Source organism: Acinetobacter sp. YH18001, assembly GCF_013416975.1.
In the GTDB taxonomy this organism is placed as follows: Bacteria; Pseudomonadota; Gammaproteobacteria; order Pseudomonadales; family Moraxellaceae; genus Acinetobacter; species Acinetobacter pseudolwoffii.
In genome coordinates this window covers 103,380-122,019 of the sequence record NZ_VPEU01000002.1, presented here as the reverse complement: position 1 = coordinate 122,019, position 18,640 = coordinate 103,380, and the positions used below count along the sequence as shown (strand labels likewise).

Sequence of the window (18,640 nt, the reverse complement as noted above, 5' to 3'; positions counted from 1 at the left end):
TATGGTAGTAGATTGCCCATGACACCAACACAGAATGTTCCCGAAGATCGTATTCAGATTGGACAGCTACGTTCAGCATATGGATTAAATGGGTGGCTCTGGGTCTATTCCAATACAGAACCCATGAGCAACATATTTGACTATCTGCCTTGGTACATTGAGACCAAAGCAGGTTGGCAAATTGTTGATGTAAAACGTTGGAAACCACATGGTAAAGGCCTGGTTGTTTCGCTTAAAGGTGTGAGTGATCGCACTGGGGCAGACCAACTGGTTGGCACCAATGTCTGGATTGCTAAATCGCAACTGCCTCAAGCGGGTGTAGATGAATATTATTGGTCTGATTTAAAGGGTCTAACAGTGTTAGGTCTGAATGATGAGGATCAAGAAATTAATCTCGGTCAAATTTTTGAACTGTTTGAAACAGGTGCCAATGATGTGATGGTGGTTCGCGCAACTGCCGACAGTATCGATGGCGAAGAGCGCATGATTCCATGGCATAAAGATGTGGTACAACGCGTTGATCTTGAAGCTGGTCGTATTTACGTCAATTGGGGCGTAGACTACTAACACTTTTTGGAAATAAGGGAGTCTGCGATGTTTTTTGCAGTCATTACGCTTTTTCCTGAAATGTTTGAAGCGATTACAGCCTACGGTATTAGCGGGCGCGCAGCAAAACGTGATTTGATGCAAATTCATTGTATCAATCCTCGCGATTTTGCGACGGGCAACTACAAACGGGTGGATGAACGTCCATTCGGTGGTGGTCCGGGTATGGTGATGATGGCGGAGCCTTTGGCACAAGCAATCCACCGTGCCAAAGAGCTTGCTCGTGAAGCAGGTGCAGTTCAGGTTCCTGTGGTGTATATGTCACCGCAAGGAAAGACCTTAAATGAAGCTGCGGTACAGGACTTCGTTCAATATGACGGATTGATTGTACTGTGTGGGCGTTATGAGGGGGTCGATGAACGTTTGATCCAGCAATATGTTGATCAGGAATGGTCAATTGGTGATTATGTTTTGTCGGGTGGTGAACTGCCAGCGATGGTTTTATTAGACAGTATTATCCGGAGGCTTCCGGGGGCGATGTCTGATGAGCAATCCCATGTGCAAGACTCCTTTGTGGATGGTCTGTTAGACTGCCCACAATATACCAAGCCTGACCAGTTTGAAGGTTTGGATGTGCCTGAGGTACTTAAATCAGGTCATCATGCAAACATTAAAAAATGGCGGTTTTTGCAGCGTTATCAGCGAACACTTGAACGTCGACCTGAACTGGTCGAACAAGTGGAATTGACCAAGCAGCAAAAAAAATGGCTGAAAGATTTGTAAGACACTGCTGAGAAATTGGTGCTGTCTTCGAAAATGGTACTTAAATTGAGTTTAAGTATTCTTTAATAGGCTCTTTAAAGTTGAGATGGTCAACTTTAAAGGGAAAGATAATCGGGTCTATGCGCTTTAGCCTCTAGCCCCCGCGATGATCAGACCTCTTCTGACTCGCATTATTGGAGATACCCCATGAGCGGTAAGCATCCTTTAGTTCAAGTAATTGAAAATGCACAATTGAAACAAGATATCCCTGCTTTTGCACCAGGTGATACAGTGATTGTTTCTGTAAAAGTTAAAGAGGGCGACCGTGAGCGTCTTCAGGCTTTTGAAGGTGTTGTAATTGCGAAGAAAAACCGTGGCTTGAACTCTGCGTTCACAGTACGTAAAATTTCTAGCGGTGTTGGTGTTGAGCGTGTATTCCAAACTCACTCTCCAATCGTTGCTAAAGTTGAAGTGAAACGTCGTGGTGACGTTCGTCGCGCTAAACTTTACTACCTACGCGAATTGTCTGGTAAAGCTGCACGTATCCGTGAAAAATTACCAGCTCGTAAAGTTAAAGCTTCTTAAGTTTAGGCTCAAGTTAAGTTTTATCTCGAGTTAAAAAATGCGCCTTTGGGCGCATTTTTTATATCCTAATATTTATATAAGAACTATAAGCCTTGCAGTTTCAATCGATTGGCATGTTGACGATACACATCGACCGGGTCAGGGGCAAAGATGCTTTTCAGGCCCAAGACCATATTGACTTCATCTAAGTGATTCCAGTTGTAGTTATCACGAATGGTTTTACCAAATTTGGCACTACAGCGAGAGACCAGACCATCATTGTCCTTGCCACCATCAATCAGCAGGCTGGTGACTTTCAAAGCAGAGTCAGGATCGAGAATGTTGGTGACTGTGCCGGTGCCGGTAAATGAATAGCTATAAATATTATTCTGTTTATAGGCACCTTCGCCACAGGTCGTACTTGACATTCCCAACGGATATTTCTGATTAAATTGTGCCGATCCTGCCAGTGTCAGACTGCGACCACCTGCAAGAGAATCATGCGGGAAGCTGTTTGGATCCAGTCCTTGGGCCCAGGTGATGGCTTTAGACACCAGATTAATCCCACCGACCAAAGGGCCTTGTAGTGGCGTATCTTCTGCCTGAAGAATCAGATCTGCAACTGGTGAGCCTTTATGCGGCGCACCGACCGCAGTCAGAGAGGCGACCAGTTGAGGTGCTACACCAGCGACATAACGAATCGTGGGACCACCATGAGAATGACCAATCAGATTGACTTTAGATGCCCCTGTAATCGCCCGAATTTCCTTCACTTGTTCTAAGAGTTGTTCACCGCGAATTTCTGATGAGTTAAACGGCGATACTCGGGTCGCCCAGACATTGCCACCATTGCGGGCCAGATCCGGTAAAATCTGATACCAGTAATCCAGACCAAACTGATCTGTTCCGACCCGGATAAAGCCTGCCATCCCGTGTGCAAACACGATGGGATATTGGGTCTTGGCATAGTGTGAGCTGGCTTTCGCTGTGACCTGACTGGCTTGAGTGGATGCCTGAGCCGTGACACATGTGCCAGCCAGCAGCAGACTGGTGATGAATAAGCCGTATTTCATATATTTTCCTCATTTTTGTTGTTTTGACAGGATGATTCTTATCCTGCTTTGCTAAATGACCCATCCGAAACGGGCGAGTTAGGTTTTAAGTTGCTGTATTTAAAAATTATGATTGATGGATAACAGTGAATGATTTATAAGCCTTGCAGTTTGAGCCGGTTGGCATGTTGGCGATAGAGTGCAATCGGGTCTTGGGCAAAAGGCCCTAAAATGCCGAAGAACTGGTTCACTTCATCGAAATGATTGTGAGCATAGTCTTGACGAATGATCTGACCATAACGTCCACTACATAAAGGTAGAGCGCCATCGTTGGCTTCACCTTTCAAGAAAGTCCCGCCTAAACTGACAATAGTCGATTCAATGATATCCAGAGGATTGGTGGTTTGCCGGTTGCCCATCCAGGAGTAATGATGAATGCCATTGGCTGTGATCTTCATGCCTTGGGTCTGACAGTCTTCAGGAATCGCAGCAGAACCGTATTTTATATTGAAGGCTCGAATGTCTTCAGGATGCATGGCACTTAAGGCCGCTGTGATATTTACGGGATATTGATTTGATGTTACCAGATTCATGCTGTAGCCCAGAATTGTTCCAATGGCATGAATCAGCGGTTCTAGTAAAGGTGTCTGGCTGGCATTGACAAAAACAGGTGTGCCTTTCATCGCACCTGCAATTGCGGTCAGTGAAGCCACTTTGGCAGGTGCAACAGCTTCAATATATTGAATGGTTGGTCCACCTTGACTATGTCCAATCAGATTGACTTTAGCTTTACCCGTCAGTGCAAGAACTTCGTCAATTTGTAGTAACAGCTGTTCACCACGTAGTTCATTGGATGCAACCGCAGATAATTCCGCGGAAAATACACGCGCACCATGACGGGCTAAATCTTGCGGGATCTGATACCAATAATCTAAACCGATGTTATCGGTTCCAATGCGGTTAAAGCCCAGACCGAAGCCATGGACAAAGATGAGCGGATAATGGGTTTTGGCGTAGCTGGATATAGCGAATTTGGGTGTATATTCAATCAATGGACTCTGCTTGGCATAAGCCAAGGAACAACTGAATCCAATAAATAGACTGAATACCAGGCTTATTATTTTCATTATTCTATCTCTGCTTCATCCGGGAAAATGATGACCGCTTATATAGCAAAGCCTTTATCAATCCCGATAAAGGCGAGCCGCTTACAAACCTTGTAGCTTTAAGCGGTTGGCATGCTGACGGTATAACGTCACCGGATCTGGAGCGAATAGACCTTTCAAGCCAAACATCATGTTGGCCAGATCGGTATGGTTGAGTTTGTAATTGTCATTAATCACTTTACCCATATAAGCACTACAACGTGCGACCATACCATCATTGTTTTTATTGCCATAAGACAGTGGGCCCAGTTGCATTAAAATCGTATCGATGTCTAAGGCATTGGTGGCTTGTGCCACACCTGTCCATGAATAGTAATAAATACCTTTAGAATCTTTAGGTTTGAGGTTTTTATTACAGTTCTCAGTCGCTGCTAAAACGCCGTCTTTGACTGCTTCTTTTGCAACAGTTGCATTAAAGTTTTTTGATTCTGTTTGGGTTAGTGATTTCATCGATGCATCAAAATCGATTTCGAGTTCAGGTTTAAGCTGAGCGAGTGCAATTAAAGGTCCCACAATATAGTCACCTAAAATATTAAACGCGGTGCGGCTTAAACTATTGCTTTGAATATCGTCAGCAACTTTAGAACCATGATAGGTACCAGCAACGCCTGTAATCGATGCCAGATATTCTGGTTTAGTGGCAGCGACATAGAGCACGGTTGGCCCGCCATGAGAGTGACCAATCAGGTTGACTTTGTGTTTACCGGTGATTGCTATCACATCTTCAACCTGGCTGATCAGCTGTTCACCGCGATGTGCTGTCTTATTTGCCGGAGACAACTGTGCAGCAAAGACGGTAGAACCATTGCGTGCCATATCCGGTAGAATCTGATACCAGTAATCCAGCCCGATGCTGTCGGTGCCAATGCGTGACCAGCCTAGCCAGCCATGTACCATCAGAATAGGATATTTGGTTTTGGCATAATCAGATCTGGCCTTTTCAGTGACCTGTGTCGCACTTGCCGCGGCATGGGCCTGTGCAGAAAAGCTTAATCCCAGAGTTGTTGCTAAAGTCACAGTCAGTAACTGTGCTGTCTTGCTGAAAGTACGCATAAGCATCCCTTTTTAATTTTATCGTTATTAAAGCAATCATTGCTTTTCTAGAGTGTTATAAGCCACAAAAGCAGACTTTGGACCATACAGTTTTGGCCTTCTATGGCTGAGCAATTTTTCTTTTGAGTAGCGGTATTTTTTCACTTCAACGCGCTAAAACCATGTCATTTTAGGACACGACAGAGAGAAGAGATTTACATTGTAAGAATATGTTTTATTTACGGCTGTATTTAAATTTTAAGTTGTTGAAATACAAAACACTCATTACGGTTATTTTGTGTAAACAAGAAATATTTAGAAACAAAGTTAGGGCGGGAGATATGAAGGCATAAAGCTTTCGATATGAGGATCATAAAAAAAGCCATCAACAGGTGATGGCTTTTAGGCTTAATTCGCAAAGGGCAACTTGCCGCCTTGATCATGAATCTGTTCAAAGGTTTCGACCCGCAGCTGGTCATTCGGCTGTTGAAAACGTTGCTGGCGCAGCTTCTCGACGGCTTGCTGTTTGGCGCTGTCACTCATGCCACTTTGCATGATGCTATCCCGTTCATTGAGATACGTCGTGACACTGGATTTCCAGCTAGCACGTTCGCCATCCAGTTGCTCCAGACGTTGCGTGGCTTCAGGGCCGACCAGGTTTAATCGCATTTGACGAATCTCTACATTTGAGCCACCACGCGCTTTAATGTCTGCGCTGAGTTTGCGTAAATCTTCGAGTTTATTCAGTTGTTCCAGATTTTCCTGCCAGTCTTGTGGTAATTGTTCAAACAGATTTTTGAGCTTCTGGGCTTTTTCAGACTCGCTTAAGCTGTTGTCTGCCAGCACGGCCATACGGTCAAGCGTATATTCATGATAGGTGTCTTCGGTACCAAATAAACCTTCAATTTCATAATTAGAAAAATATTGTTTACGCAAATTCTGGGTGCTGCTATAGATGCTGCGGTAATAGGCCGGATCTTCCTGATCGAGGCCTGTCGGTGCAGTCAGTTGGCCTAAACCTTGACGATACTGAATATAGCGATCCCATAAATCCAGAATTTGTGAGAGAGCGGGTTCTTTATGATTCTGGCGAATGTAAGTTTTAAAATCCTTTTGAATCTGCGCCAGATTTTTTTCACCAAACTGGGTAATAAAATATTCAAAACAGTTTCGAGTCTGTTCATTGACAGTCAGACGGTTACTCGCATCCAGCTGCATCTGGCAATTGATTTCGGTATCTTTCTGGCTGGCACTGGAAAACGCTGCATTGGCAGGGCTGGTCATACTTAATGCGGCAGGTTCGCCGCGGCGTTCACTAAGAGGTGATTGGCCAATAGTCTCTGTCTGTGATTCATTCTGAGGAGATAGCCAGAGCATCAGGGTGATAAAGCACAGCACCACCAGAGCCAGAATGATCCATATTTTGTATTTCTGCATATCCTATGCACCTGTTTTTTCGGTTTCATTATTTTTAGAGTTTTGATTCAGCTGAATATGCCATAAAAATCATCAGATACCATAGAAAAGTTGTAAATCATCGCACAGGGTTTTACCATGGCGCCAATTTATAAAATGTCTGATTTTTTGCCATGAAAGCATCATCTTCTAAAATTCAGCGTCGTCATCTTAGTGGTGTCTTCCTTTTGAATAAACCCTTGGGCATTAGTTCTAATGCTGCATTGCAAAAAGTTCGCTGGTTGTATCGTGCGCAAAAAGCAGGCCATACCGGGGCACTGGATCCTCTGGCCTCGGGTTTATTACCGATATGTTTAGGTGAGGCGACCAAGTTTTCGCATTATTTATTAGATTCAGTCAAGCGTTATCAAACGACGGTCTTTCTTGGACATAGCACCACCACCGGCGATGTCGAAGGCGAAGTCTTATTAGAAAAAGCGGTTCCTGAACTTTCGGAAGCGTTGATTCAAGAAACCTTGACACAGTTTATCGGTGATATCCAGCAAGTGCCACCGATGTATTCGGCGCTGAAAAAAGAAGGCCGTCCTTTATACGAACTGGCACGTAAGGGCATCGAGATTGAACGTGAAGCGCGCCCGATTAGCATTCTGGCCATTGAGCTTTTATCCTTTACTGAAAATAGCATCACGCTGGATATTACCTGCTCTAAAGGGACTTATATCCGGGTACTTGGTGAAGATATTGCCAAAGCCTTGGGTACTTACGGCCATCTGACCTATTTACACCGCATTAAAACCGGTCATTTTGATTTGATCCCGAGTTATACCATTGAATATCTGGAAAGCTTGAATGAAGACGAGCGTGATAGGTTGTTGTTGCCGGCTTATGCACCGGTGCAACATTTCCCGCAAGTCCAAGTGCCAGAAGGGCGTGCAGAATATTTTAGCCGTGGCATGGAAAGTAATATCGAGCACGATGCAGCTGAACAGGTACTGGTTTTTGATGGTGAAAAATGTTTAGGCTTGGCAGAAATTAGTGATAAAAAACGCCTGGTGCCAAAACGCGTCTTAAACCTCTAAGCAAGGTCTGAAATATGGATATTGAGATCATCATCAGCCTGATTGTCTTTGCATTTTTTGCAGGGGCAATTGATGCTGCTGTAGGCGGTGGTGGTCTGATCCAGATTCCGGCAATTATGGGCAGTCTGCCGCATTTACAGCCGGCTACCGTATTTGGTACCAACAAACTGGCCTCGATTTTCGGTACTGGCTCTGCGGCATTTTCCTATTTGCGTCAGGTAAAACTGCCGTGGTTGCTCTTGGGCGTGATTGCAGCTTGCAGTTTCATCAGCTCGTTTATTGGCGCGGCCAGTGTCACCTTGATTCCGGTCGAAATCCTCAAACCTTTTGTATTGATCATGCTGATTGTCATCGCGATTTATACCGTGATGAAAAAGCAGTTTGGTCAGGTGCATGTTCAGCAAAAGCTCACCAAAAAAATGTTGGTATTGGCAGTTTTGGGCAGTCTGGCCATCGGATTTTATGACGGAATTTTCGGGCCGGGCACGGGCAGTTTCTTTATTTTCTTTTTCATTCGTTATTTAAGTGTCGATTTTTTACATGCTTCAGCTTTATCTAAAATTGCCAATTTCACCACCAATCTGGCAGCGTTAACTTTCTTTATTCCCAGCGGCAATGTGCTATTTATGGTCGGGGCGATGATGGCGGTGGCCAATATCTGTGGTTCCTTGCTGGGTGTCAAATTAGCCTTTAAATATGGCAGTGGCTTTATCCGGATTTTATTCCTGATTCTGGTCAGTTTACTGATTTGCCGGATGGCCTATCAGATGTTTTTTATATAAGAATAGATGTAAACCATTCTCAATATTAAAGTTTTTTATACAATTTGTACTTATAAAACCTCCTGAACCCATGCCATTTTCTTTCTATGATGTAAAAAGGCAGGGCGAAAACAGGAGAAAAATTAGATGACCACCATTTTTGAAGCATTAAGAGAAAGTCATGAAATTCAGCGTGATCTTGCAGAAAAATTACTACAAACTTCAGGGGATACAGCAGAACGTCGTGAGCTGTTCAAACAACTCAAGAATGAATTATTTGCCCATGAAGCGGCTGAAGACCGTTATTTCTATATCCCCCTGATGATGACTGATTCGGGCTTGAATATTACTCGGCATGCCTTGGCCGAACATCATGAAATGGACGAGATGATTGAAGAGCTGACTGCAACAGAGTTGAGTAATCCGGGCTGGATTGCAATTGCCAAAAAGCTTTCCGAAAAAGTGCATCACCACTTAAAAGAAGAGGAACATGGTTTCTTCCAGCAGGCAGGTAAAATTCTCGGTGAAGAGCAAAAGACCGCTTTAGCAGTACAGTACAAAAATGAATATCAACGTTATAAAGACATGAAAAAAGATATGCTGGTACAAAGCTAAATTTTAACTTCAAATCAAATAAATAAAAAAGATGGCGCTACAGCCATCTTTTTATCCGGATTCATTTCTTTGAGGTATTTCTTCCAAATGAAGAAAGCACAAGAATGAATGAAAATATTGAGTCAGTTGCCCAGATCCCAATCAGGCTTTATGCACTCCGCTCTGCAGCTCCTTGACGCGCGGCACGTACTGTCACACCGACAGAGGCCAGCATAATACACACCAGAGCGACCGCTTGCAGTACCGTGATTTTCTCACCCAATAACAGAAAACCGGTCAAAGCTGCTAAAGCCGGAGAGAGGCTGGACAGGGTGCCATAACTCATTTTGTTTAAATGCTGTAAGGCTTTTAAATCGAGGGCATAAGGAATCGCGGTGGCCAGAATTGCAATCACAATGGCCTTGCCCCAATGTTGTGTATCAATCAATGCGGGCGCGTTGTTGTAGAGCCCGATCGGCAGCAGACACAATGCTGAAATACTGATGGCAATGGTCAGTGCATGCATGCCGATATTCTGCTGAACTACACGTTGGCCAAAGAAAATATACAGCGCCCAGCAGAAACCTGCCCCCAAGGCACAAGCTGCGCCCAACAGGTCAAAATTACTGCTGTTGGCCTGTCCCCATGGCACCATCAGCGCGATGCCCAAAATGGCCATCAATACCCAGATATAATCACTACGGTGTTTAATCGAGAGTAGAGCCAGGCCCAAAGGGCCAATAAACTCCAGACCTACCGCAATGCCCTGCGGTAAACGACCAAGTGACAGATAGAATAAAATATTCATGACCCCTAAAGCCGCGCTATAGCAGAGTAAATCCCGCCATTTTAAAAAAGGCAAACGTGAAATTATTTTCCAAGAGCGGAACATGACGCAGACAATGATTGCAGCAAAACAGAGTCTTAAAATGGTGACAGTAATCGGATCCAGTACACTAAACAGCTGTTTGGCAAAAGATGCACTGATCTGGTACGAAGTCATGGACAAGACCATGAAGAATACGGCAAGAAGTTGGGCGTTTGGCATGAAAGCAGCTTCTACCCAGAGCGGGTGAAAATGAGAAATAGAAAGAAATGAAATTATAGCAAACTGGTTGATTTTTGCTGAGTAGGCCAGAGCAATATTTTGTGAATGCAACTTAAGTTTGGAGATAATCAATTTACATTTTAGCTCAATCAAATATGTGAAGTTTTAAATTCAAAATTAAACTTACCTCAGGTGTGGTTACAAATTAATCAATTTTTAATTTGATCTTATTTTTATATTTATTAAAATATCTTAGATCCCAATTCGGGGCAGCATTAAAATAACAATGAAAATAATAAGGTAGATAATAATGAAATTACGAATACTTTCTTGCGCCATTTTGGGCTGTATGCTTGCAGCATGTGGTAGCTCTGATAATTCGGATAATAATACACCAGTCCCTAGCCAACCGGCTCCGACCAATCCAGGTAATCCGAACAATCCTGGAACCCCGGGTGATGGAGCATCAGACACAGTGTCGGAATTCTACAACTATCAGTTCAACTTGCCGAATGCTGATGCAGCAGACATGGAGTCGAAAAAACTTCTATTGGCCAGTCATAAAAATAAAATTACTGACGGCATATTATATGCGGATGATAACAGTGTCGTGGATACTGAATATAATATTGAGGAGAACATGGTGTTCCCGACTTATGTCACCGCTAAAGGGGTGTTCCCTGCAGATCGGACCCGTACAGCATTCGGCTATAAGCTGGAAAAAGTACTGGAAAATACGACCACTCAATTTAAGAGTCGTCCTGTGACCCTACCGGAGAACAACATCAGTAATCATCGGCATATAGAGTGGTACGACCTGTCAGGAAAAGCATTAACTGAACGTACCAATATTGCTGTGGTGAAAATGTATGAGGATGCTGCAACCAGAGTGTTATTTAATAGTGATAATACGACAGCCGCTGACCGTAAATATTATAATGAGTTTGCAGCCAATTTTATTGATTTGCAGAAGGCGCGCACATTCCCGAATGGATCTAAATGTTTCCGTCTTCAGGCTGAACATCCGGAAGAAGAATATATTGAATTTGATCCGGAAACAAAAACTGACTATCGCACGCTGGCTGATTGGCAGGCACAAACGTCTGTCCAGGAGCTGGCAAAAACTATTCGAGATGGCACCATGGCTGGCTTGAAATATAAAAAGGCAGAATATAAAGATGCTGCTATGCAATATTACAAATATTTTGGTGCGATCGAATATCAGGGAGGAATTTATGATAGTGCCTTCTCGGAACATGGGGAACATATTGATCATGACGATTATATTGCCCAATCAAGACAGGTTGCCTTGGACAGATTAAAGGCAGAAGATGCAAGCTCTTTAATGATCAAATGGACAGAATACACTTATGATCAGCTTGCTTTTGCATGTGATGGCTATAATGTGACAGCAGCCACTGTATTAAATACGGCGATTAAAGACGCAACACCACGTTAAAATGATTCTAATAAAGGTATTTTAAATAAAGGCGCTTAAGCGCCTTTATTTTTATTCAATGTTTTCGTCTTTGACTGGTCACCGTACAGCCAATTGAAGCACTAATAATCGTGGTCAGTGCCAGCCATTGTGTCCACAATAAAGTTTCACCCAAGAAGATAAAACCAGAGAGTGCTGCGATTGCAGGTTCCAGACTCATCAAAGTACCAAAACTCAAGGCGGTTAAATTTCGCAGGGCAATCATTTCCAGGGTAAAAGGCAGGGCGCTGGCCAGCACAGCCAGAGCCATGAAATATAACAGGCTGATGGGTTCAAAGGTATGCGCAGGAATGCCAGCAAAAAGTGCAATTGGCATCAGTACCAGCATCCCGACCAACATGCCCAAGCACACGGTATGGTTGCCGGAAACCCCGGAAGGCTTTTGCCCAGCGACGATGTATAGCGCCCAACAGGCACCCGCACTTAGGGCAAATAGAATCCCGACCGGATCAAGTGGCTGTGCAGCCTGATCAAAGGGAAACAGCAGAATCAGGCCTAAAATCGCCAATCCGACCCAGACAAAATCAAATTTTTGCCGCGCATAAAACAGCGCCACACTTAAAGGGCCAATGAATTCAAAAGCAACCGCAATGCCCAGCGGCAAGCGATCAATAGACAGATAAAACAGCAGGTTCATACCTGCCAGGGCCAGACCATAACTGAGAATGGCCGGCCACTTGATCTGTCTGAAATGAATTTGCCAAATTTTAAAAATCAATGCCAAAATTACAGCACCCAAAAGCAGACGCATGGCTGAAACGGTCAGAATGGGAAACTGACCGAACAGATATTTGGCAAAGGAGCCACTGCTTTGCATACTGATCATCGCGATCAGGAGAATCAGTGGCGCTTGTACAATAGGTGCAATTTTAAAATTCAGCATAACTTAATAGGTTTCGATTTCTCGAAGAGCGGAAGAACAGTAAAGGCTGAAAAATAAAAACCTTAAAAAACAAAAAACCACAGCCCGAAAGCTGTGGTTTTTGCATATCGTTAAATTAGAACAGTACGCGTACGCGGATTGTTCCTTCAACTTCATGTAGGGTATCGAGTGCTTCTTTAGATGCAGTCGCGTCTACATCCATCACCAGGTAGCCGACATCACCTTTGGTCATTAAAGACTGGCCAGAGATGTTAATACCGTGTTCAGCAAACAGGTTGTTGATCTTAGAAAGAACGCCCGGCATGTTTTTATGAATGTGCAGTAAACGGTGTTTACCTTCAGTCAATGGCAGTGCGATTTCTGGGAAGTTCACTGCAGATAAAGTCATACCTTTATCTGAATAAGCAACGAATTTCTCAGCAACTTCCAGACCGATGTTGGCTTGTGCCTCCATGGTCGAACCACCCACGTGCGGAGTCAGGATCACGTTTGGAAGGTTACGCAGTGGAGAAACGAATTCTTCACCATTGGCTTTCGGCTCTTTCGGGAATACGTCTACTGCAGCACCAGCAATGTGACCAGACTTGATCGCATCTGCCAGATCTTCAATCACAACACATGTACCACGTGCTGCGTTCAGGAAGATTGCACCTTCTTTCATTTGCGCAAACTGTTCTTTGCCAAAGAAATTACGGGTAGATGGCAGATCCGGAACATGTAGAGTAACCACATCTGCATTGGCAAGTAATTCGCCCATAGAGCCGACTTGACGTGCATTACCTAAAGGTAGTTTTGTGACTGCATCATAGTAGGTTACTTTCATGCCTAGGCTTTCAGCCAGTACAGAAAGTTGTGAACCGATTGAACCGTAACCTACGATACCTAAAGTTTTACCACGTGTTTCGAATGAACCGACAGCCGATTTGTTCCAGCCACCTGCATGTGTATCTGTTGATTTTTCAGGTACACGGCGCAGAAGAAGAATAGTTTCTGCCAATACCAGTTCAGCAACCGAACGGGTATTTGAGTAAGGGGCGTTAAATACCGGAATACCGCGACGCATCGCAGCATCAAGGTTCACCTGGTTGGTCCCGATACAGAAACAACCTACTGCAATCAGTTTGTTCGCAGCTTCAAATACTTCTTCAGTCAGTTGAGTACGGGAACGAATACCGACGAAGTGAGCATCTTTAATCGCTTCTTTCAACGCTTCGCCTTCGAGCGCTGTTTTACGATAGTCGATGTTGGTGTATCCAGCTGCATTCAATGTATCGATTGCGTTCTGGTGAACGCCTTCTAACAATAGAAAACGGATTTTATCTTTAGGTAGAGATAGATGTTGGCTCATTACGGCTCCGCTACAAAGGCCAAATTTAGTCGCGGTATAATAGCACAGGAAAAGGGCGGTTATACATTTCCTTGATGACAGTCACCTCAGGTATTTTGAGCAGATATATGATCAATGCTTATAATTCTGGTTGAATTAAATCTGTATTTTCAAAGGTATATTATCAAAATTGTCATTTTTCGCGGGAAACCCCAAAAAATAGCTTATAATATTGCGCCATGCTGTTTAAGCTCCCATTTTTGGTGCTTTAATCATCATGTTTCGCCTGATTTGTATACAGGCTTTTATGCCTAAAAAATATGCAAATAAACCAGCGAAGTCTCTCTTGTTTAAATCATGCTAGGTCTGCAAACGATGAATGCTCCAGTCGCTTTAACCCCTGAGTTATTGACCCAATTGACGGCAATTTTGGGTGAAAACCGTATTAAAACCGATACGGACAGCCTCCAGAATTGGGGTCGTGATCATACGAAACACTTTGATCCAAACCCATCGGTCATCGTTTTTCCTTCGACGACTGAACAGGTTCAAGACATCGTAAAATTGGCAAACCAGTTTAATGTTGCAGTCACCCCATCAGGCGGTCGTACGGGTCTGTCTGCAGGTGCAGTTGCAGCCAATGGCGAGATTGTGGTGAGCATGGACAAGATGAACCAGATTCTGGAATTCTTCCCGGCAGACCGGATGGTTCGCGTGCAGGCAGGCGTGGTGACTGAACAGTTGCAAAACTATGCTTCCGATCAGGGTATGTATTATCCTGTTGACTTTGCTTCTGCGGGCTCAAGCCAGATTGGCGGGAACATCGGCACCAATGCCGGTGGTATTAAAGTCATTAAATACGGCATGACCCGTAACTGGATACTTGGCCTGACGGTGGTGACCGGTAAAGGTGATGTATTGCGTCTGAACAAAGGCATGATCAAGAATGCCACCGGTTATGCGCTGCAACACTTGTTCATTGGTGGTGAGGGTACGCTGGGTCTGGTGACTGAAGCAGAAATCAAGCTTGAACGTCAACCGCAAGACCTGCAAGTGATGGTACTGGGTGTACCTGATTTTGATGCAATCATGCCGTTATTGCATGCTTTCCAGGCGAAAATTGATTTAACAGCATTTGAGTTCTTTGGTGAACTGGCAATGCAAAAAGTATTGGCCAATGGTCATGTACAACGTCCATTTGAAACTGAATGTCCATTCTATGTTTTGCTTGAGTTTGAAGCGCCGTTTGAGCCGATTATGGACAAGGCGATGGAAATTTTTGAGCATTGTATGGAACAAGGTTGGGTACTGGACGGCGTTCTGAGCCAAAGTCTGGACCAAGTCGAAAGCTTATGGCGTTTACGCGAAGACATCTCTGAGTCAATCGCACCGTTTATTCCATACAAAAATGATATTTCAGTATTGATCACGCACGTTCCTGCATTTATTAAAGAAATTGATGCAATTGTTGCAGAGAACTATCCAGACTTTGAAATTTGCTGGTTCGGTCATATCGGTGACGGTAACTTGCATTTGAACATCTTGAAACCAGCGGATTTAAGCAAGGATGAATTCTTCGCTAAATGTCAGGTAGTAAACAAGTATGTCTTTGACACCGTGAAAAAATATGATGGTTCAATTTCAGCCGAACATGGCGTAGGGATGACCAAGAAGCCATACCTTGAATATTCACGTTCTGCGGAAGAAATTGAATATATGAAAGCCCTGAAACAAGTGTTCGATCCAAATGGCATTATGAACCCGGGTAAATTATTTGATCTTTAATCTGATCGGATTTTAAAAGTTTACAAAAGCGCATCGCAAGTTGCGCTTTTTTTATCAAATGAAGCGTAAAACTCTGTCCTTCAGAGCAGAGATATAAGCGACACGACATAAGATGTCGTTTTAAGAATTGCCCCACATAGGGTATAGAGAAAAAATTGTTAATATAACCACATGAAAACACTCAAATTACGCATAAAAGACAAACATTGCAAGGTGCTAGACCAATTGGCATCTGAGGTGAATTTTGTCTGGAATTATGTCAATGATTTAGGGTTTAAACATCTAAAAAGAAAAGGTGAATTTCTATCAGCTTATGATGTTGCCAAGTACACCAAAGGCGCATCGAAAGAATGCAATCTACATAGCCAAACCATTCAGGCTGTTACAGAAGAGTTAATCACTCGAAGAAAACAGTTCAAGAAAGCAAAGCTGAAATGGCGTGTGAGCAATAAGAAGTCAGCGAGAAGATCACTTGGTTGGATTCCTTTCAAGAAAGTAGCCATCAAAGATGTCAATGCTGTGTAAATGGGGTTACATAGTCTAAATAGCGTTAAGCTGAAAAGCGCGGCATGATGAATTTGTATAATAAGGATAATCTGGGTTAAACAATATGTTACGGTTATTGGCGGTTACAGCTTTAGGTCTGGGTATGATGATGTCGGGTTGTACCACTACCCAGCAGGTGATTGCAAAAGTGCAGTCTTCTTCGGATACACCTTTGGATCAGGTACTTAAAATGAGGCCTGATTTACGTAATGAACTGGCAACAGTCGAGATTCGTCAGTTTTTTAATAATGTGGAGTCACCCACCGTTGGGCAGGTGAAAGTGACTGAAACAGGTTTGTTGGATGATTCGGTCAAATCAGTTCAGACCATTTATCATTTCAAAAAAGAACAGAAAAGCTGGAAAATGCACAATGCTGAAAAGTTATATCAGTGTGCACGTGGTTCAAATACCAGAAACTTCCAGAAAGCAGCCTGCCCATAATAGTGTTTGATCTTTAGTCAGAATTTGGTTAAAAGCGTATCTTAGTGATGCGCTTTTTGCTTTTGGGAAGAGGGGGGAGTTGATGGACTCAAATATATTAGCCGCTACAATTGGCGTGATTGGAGGATTTTTAGCTTCACTCTTATTATTCTATCTAAATAGGTTTTATACCAATTACGATAAAAGAAAATCAGAAAAAATCCTACGAGAAAAATTATTGTATCGTGAGAAAGATAGTGAATTAGAGGCAGATCAAAATTTTATTTTTTCTTTACCTGACTTGAAAAGAGAAGTGTATTTAAACTGTCATATCAATTGGGATAGCGAAATTGCTCTTAATATGATGAAAGGTAATGAAGACTTAATCTGGTTTTTAAGATTCTGTTGGCTGAGCTTAGTAAAATTTTTTCCTCAAGACCATTTTTCAACAGAAGGATATGTTAATTATATTGATAAATTTATCATGGATAGGGCTAACTATCATTACTCTAGATTAGACTGTAGTGACCAATTAAAAAGTGGAAGTATTTCAAAAATAACGTTAGGATCTTCGATAGCAAAAGATATTGATCAACTAATTATAGACTTAGTAGAACAAATTCTTCATTTTGAAAATCCTAGAAAAGAAAAATGGTTTCAAGAGTGGAACTCAGTAGAGTCTATTTGATTTTTATAAATTATTAGAATATAGATGAATAATGTATCCTCCATTGATTTGTTTTGAGTAGGTCATTAAAAAAGAGAACGGACTTAAAAACAGGACTCTGCTAAAATTTCCTCTTTCTATTTTAGACAAAGTTTAGCCTGCTTAAACGAGCAGGGTGACAATAAAAACTCCCATGCAAAACATCCAAACCCAAAAACTGACCCGTGCCACACTCATGTTCCCGCTGGCACTGGTTCTGTTTGAATTTTCCGTCTATATCTGTAATGACCTGATCCAACCAGCCATGCTATCGATTACCCGTGATTTTGGGATAAGCAGTTCATGGGCGCCATCCTCCATGTCCTTTTTCCTGTTGGGTGGGGCATTTGTTGCAGCGATTTTGGGGCCATTGTCCGATCGTCTTGGACGTAAAACCGTACTCTTGGGCGGCGTGGCATTTTTCACAATTAGCTGTTTGGCCATTTTATTGACACCCAATATCGAAAGCTTTTTATTCCTGCGCTTTTTACAGGGTTTTGGCTTATCCTTTATTACCGCCGTAGGTTATGCCGCCATTCAGGAAAGCTTCGAAGAGCGCGATGCCATTAAAGTCATGGCACTCATGGCCAATGTTTCTTTACTGGCGCCATTGCTCGGGCCGGTGCTGGGTGCCTTTATGATTGATCATATCTCCTGGCATTGGGGCTTTATCGGCATTGCATTTCTGTCATTTTTAAGCTGGTTCGGCCTGAAAGCCAAAATGCCAAACCTGAAAGTCAGTGTTCCGAAGCAGCCGTTTAGCTATATTCTGGATGACTTTAAACAGGTTTTAAAAAATAAACGCTTTGTGATTATGACCGCGGCACTACCTTTGGTCAGCCTGCCGTTGATGTTATGGATTGCCTTGTCACCCGTGATTCTGGTCGAGCAGTTTGGATTCAGCAGCGTGCAATATGGTCTGGCACAGTTTCCGGTCTTGGGCGGCTTGATTATCGGTAATCTGGTTTTGCTAAAAATCATCGACAAAATGCCGCTAGGGAAAACTGTACTCTTGGGTGTGCCATTGATGCTGTTTGGTACAGGCTTATTAATACTCGGTCTGTTTATTCCAGATTATTTTGTGCATTGCCTGATTATCGGCACCACCTGTATCAGCCTTGGTGAAGGCGTAAGTTTCTCGGTGCTGTACCGTTTTGCACTGATGTCTTCTGAAGTGTCCAAAGGTACGGTGGCTGCTACGGTTTCGATTATCCTGATGCTGAGCTTTTTTGTGGTGATTGAAGCAGTTCGAATGGCTTATGAAGCCTATGACATTTGGGCCTATTGCATCGCCTCTTTCATTTTGATTGCATTGTGGTTTACTTTGCCGCGTCTGAGCTTAAAGCAGATTATTTCTGAGCGGAAGGTGAGAGGGGAGTTTTAAAGCTCCTTCCTTTTATAAAGGAAGGCTATACCCTCTCTCTAACTCTCTCCCTCTGGGAGAGAGGATTTTA

General features: G+C 43.2%; 18 protein-coding genes and 1 pseudogene. 12 read left to right on the top strand and 7 right to left on the bottom strand.

The genetic code is table 11. The features are described 5' to 3' along the window. Positions 1-18 precede the first annotated feature (18 nt). From rimM to rplS, 3 genes are all read left to right on the top strand, one after another. Complete coding sequence (gene rimM, locus FTV48_RS01580) at positions 19-567, top strand: ribosome maturation factor RimM (RefSeq protein ID WP_074383613.1); 549 nt, start codon at positions 19-21, stop codon at positions 565-567. Between the two features lie 27 nt (positions 568-594). Beyond that, positions 595-1,329, top strand: coding sequence for a tRNA (guanosine(37)-N1)-methyltransferase TrmD (gene trmD / locus FTV48_RS01575; protein WP_179999191.1), 735 nt, complete (start codon positions 595-597; stop codon positions 1,327-1,329). A 186-nt stretch (positions 1,330-1,515) separates the two neighbouring features. Continuing rightward, positions 1,516-1,893: a 50S ribosomal protein L19 gene (rplS, locus tag FTV48_RS01570; protein WP_005094271.1), complete on the top strand. Its 378-nt coding sequence runs from the start codon at positions 1,516-1,518 to the stop codon at positions 1,891-1,893. A gap of 83 nt (positions 1,894-1,976) precedes the next feature. Here the strand turns inward: rplS and FTV48_RS01565 are convergent, their stop codons facing one another. The 4 genes from FTV48_RS01565 to FTV48_RS01550 form a co-directional block, all read right to left on the bottom strand. Further along, positions 1,977-2,945, bottom strand: coding sequence for a triacylglycerol lipase (locus FTV48_RS01565; protein ID WP_179999189.1), 969 nt, complete (start codon positions 2,943-2,945; stop codon positions 1,977-1,979). A 134-nt stretch (positions 2,946-3,079) separates the two neighbouring features. Further along, a complete protein-coding gene (locus FTV48_RS01560; RefSeq protein WP_179999186.1) occupies positions 3,080-4,051 on the bottom strand; it encodes a triacylglycerol lipase in 972 nt (323 codons plus the stop codon). Positions 4,052-4,132: 81 nt separating this feature from the next. After that, entirely contained in the window at positions 4,133-5,143 is a 1,011-nt protein-coding gene (locus FTV48_RS01555) for a triacylglycerol lipase (protein ID WP_005094261.1), read from the bottom strand. 387 nt (positions 5,144-5,530) lie between these two features. Then, positions 5,531-6,559, bottom strand: coding sequence for a lipase secretion chaperone (locus tag FTV48_RS01550; protein ID WP_179999184.1), 1,029 nt, complete (start codon positions 6,557-6,559; stop codon positions 5,531-5,533). A gap of 152 nt (positions 6,560-6,711) precedes the next feature. On the opposite strand from FTV48_RS01550, the gene truB reads away from it, so the two are divergent. From truB to FTV48_RS01535, 3 genes are all read left to right on the top strand, one after another. Beyond that, positions 6,712-7,617 (top strand): tRNA pseudouridine(55) synthase TruB, encoded by a 906-nt coding sequence (gene truB / locus FTV48_RS01545; protein ID WP_100355151.1) that lies wholly within the window; start codon positions 6,712-6,714, stop codon positions 7,615-7,617. Positions 7,618-7,631: 14 nt separating this feature from the next. Continuing rightward, a complete protein-coding gene (locus FTV48_RS01540; protein ID WP_179999182.1) occupies positions 7,632-8,399 on the top strand; it encodes a TSUP family transporter in 768 nt (255 codons plus the stop codon). A 126-nt stretch (positions 8,400-8,525) separates the two neighbouring features. Continuing rightward, a complete protein-coding gene (locus FTV48_RS01535) occupies positions 8,526-8,993 on the top strand; it encodes a hemerythrin domain-containing protein (RefSeq protein WP_005168802.1) in 468 nt (155 codons plus the stop codon). A 148-nt stretch (positions 8,994-9,141) separates the two neighbouring features. Here the strand turns inward: FTV48_RS01535 and FTV48_RS01530 are convergent, their stop codons facing one another. Next, positions 9,142-10,020, bottom strand: coding sequence for a DMT family transporter (locus FTV48_RS01530; RefSeq protein WP_034608362.1), 879 nt, complete (start codon positions 10,018-10,020; stop codon positions 9,142-9,144). Positions 10,021-10,330: 310 nt separating this feature from the next. On the opposite strand from FTV48_RS01530, the gene FTV48_RS01525 reads away from it, so the two are divergent. Next, a complete protein-coding gene (locus tag FTV48_RS01525; protein ID WP_179999180.1) occupies positions 10,331-11,479 on the top strand; it encodes a hypothetical protein in 1,149 nt (382 codons plus the stop codon). Between the two features lie 55 nt (positions 11,480-11,534). Here FTV48_RS01525 and FTV48_RS01520 read toward each other — a convergent pair whose 3' ends face one another. Continuing rightward, a complete protein-coding gene (locus FTV48_RS01520) occupies positions 11,535-12,401 on the bottom strand; it encodes an EamA family transporter (RefSeq protein ID WP_005168793.1) in 867 nt (288 codons plus the stop codon). Between the two features lie 115 nt (positions 12,402-12,516). Further along, complete coding sequence (gene serA, locus FTV48_RS01515; protein WP_005094251.1) at positions 12,517-13,749, bottom strand: phosphoglycerate dehydrogenase; 1,233 nt, start codon at positions 13,747-13,749, stop codon at positions 12,517-12,519. Positions 13,750-14,103: 354 nt separating this feature from the next. On the opposite strand from serA, the gene FTV48_RS01510 reads away from it, so the two are divergent. The 5 genes and pseudogenes from FTV48_RS01510 to FTV48_RS01490 all read left to right on the top strand — a co-directional run bounded on the left by FTV48_RS01510 (position 14,104) and on the right by FTV48_RS01490 (position 18,570). Beyond that, a complete protein-coding gene (locus FTV48_RS01510; RefSeq protein ID WP_179999178.1) occupies positions 14,104-15,513 on the top strand; it encodes an FAD-binding oxidoreductase in 1,410 nt (469 codons plus the stop codon). A 171-nt stretch (positions 15,514-15,684) separates the two neighbouring features. Continuing rightward, positions 15,685-16,020, top strand: a pseudogene (locus FTV48_RS01505) (RNA-guided endonuclease TnpB family protein); the annotation flags it as partial. 103 nt (positions 16,021-16,123) lie between these two features. Continuing rightward, positions 16,124-16,501: a hypothetical protein gene (locus FTV48_RS01500; RefSeq protein WP_100358170.1), complete on the top strand. Its 378-nt coding sequence runs from the start codon at positions 16,124-16,126 to the stop codon at positions 16,499-16,501. Between the two features lie 82 nt (positions 16,502-16,583). Continuing rightward, positions 16,584-17,168: a hypothetical protein gene (locus FTV48_RS01495; protein ID WP_100535197.1), complete on the top strand. Its 585-nt coding sequence runs from the start codon at positions 16,584-16,586 to the stop codon at positions 17,166-17,168. A gap of 172 nt (positions 17,169-17,340) precedes the next feature. Beyond that, a complete protein-coding gene (locus FTV48_RS01490; protein WP_179999176.1) occupies positions 17,341-18,570 on the top strand; it encodes an MFS transporter in 1,230 nt (409 codons plus the stop codon). Positions 18,571-18,640 lie beyond the last annotated feature (70 nt).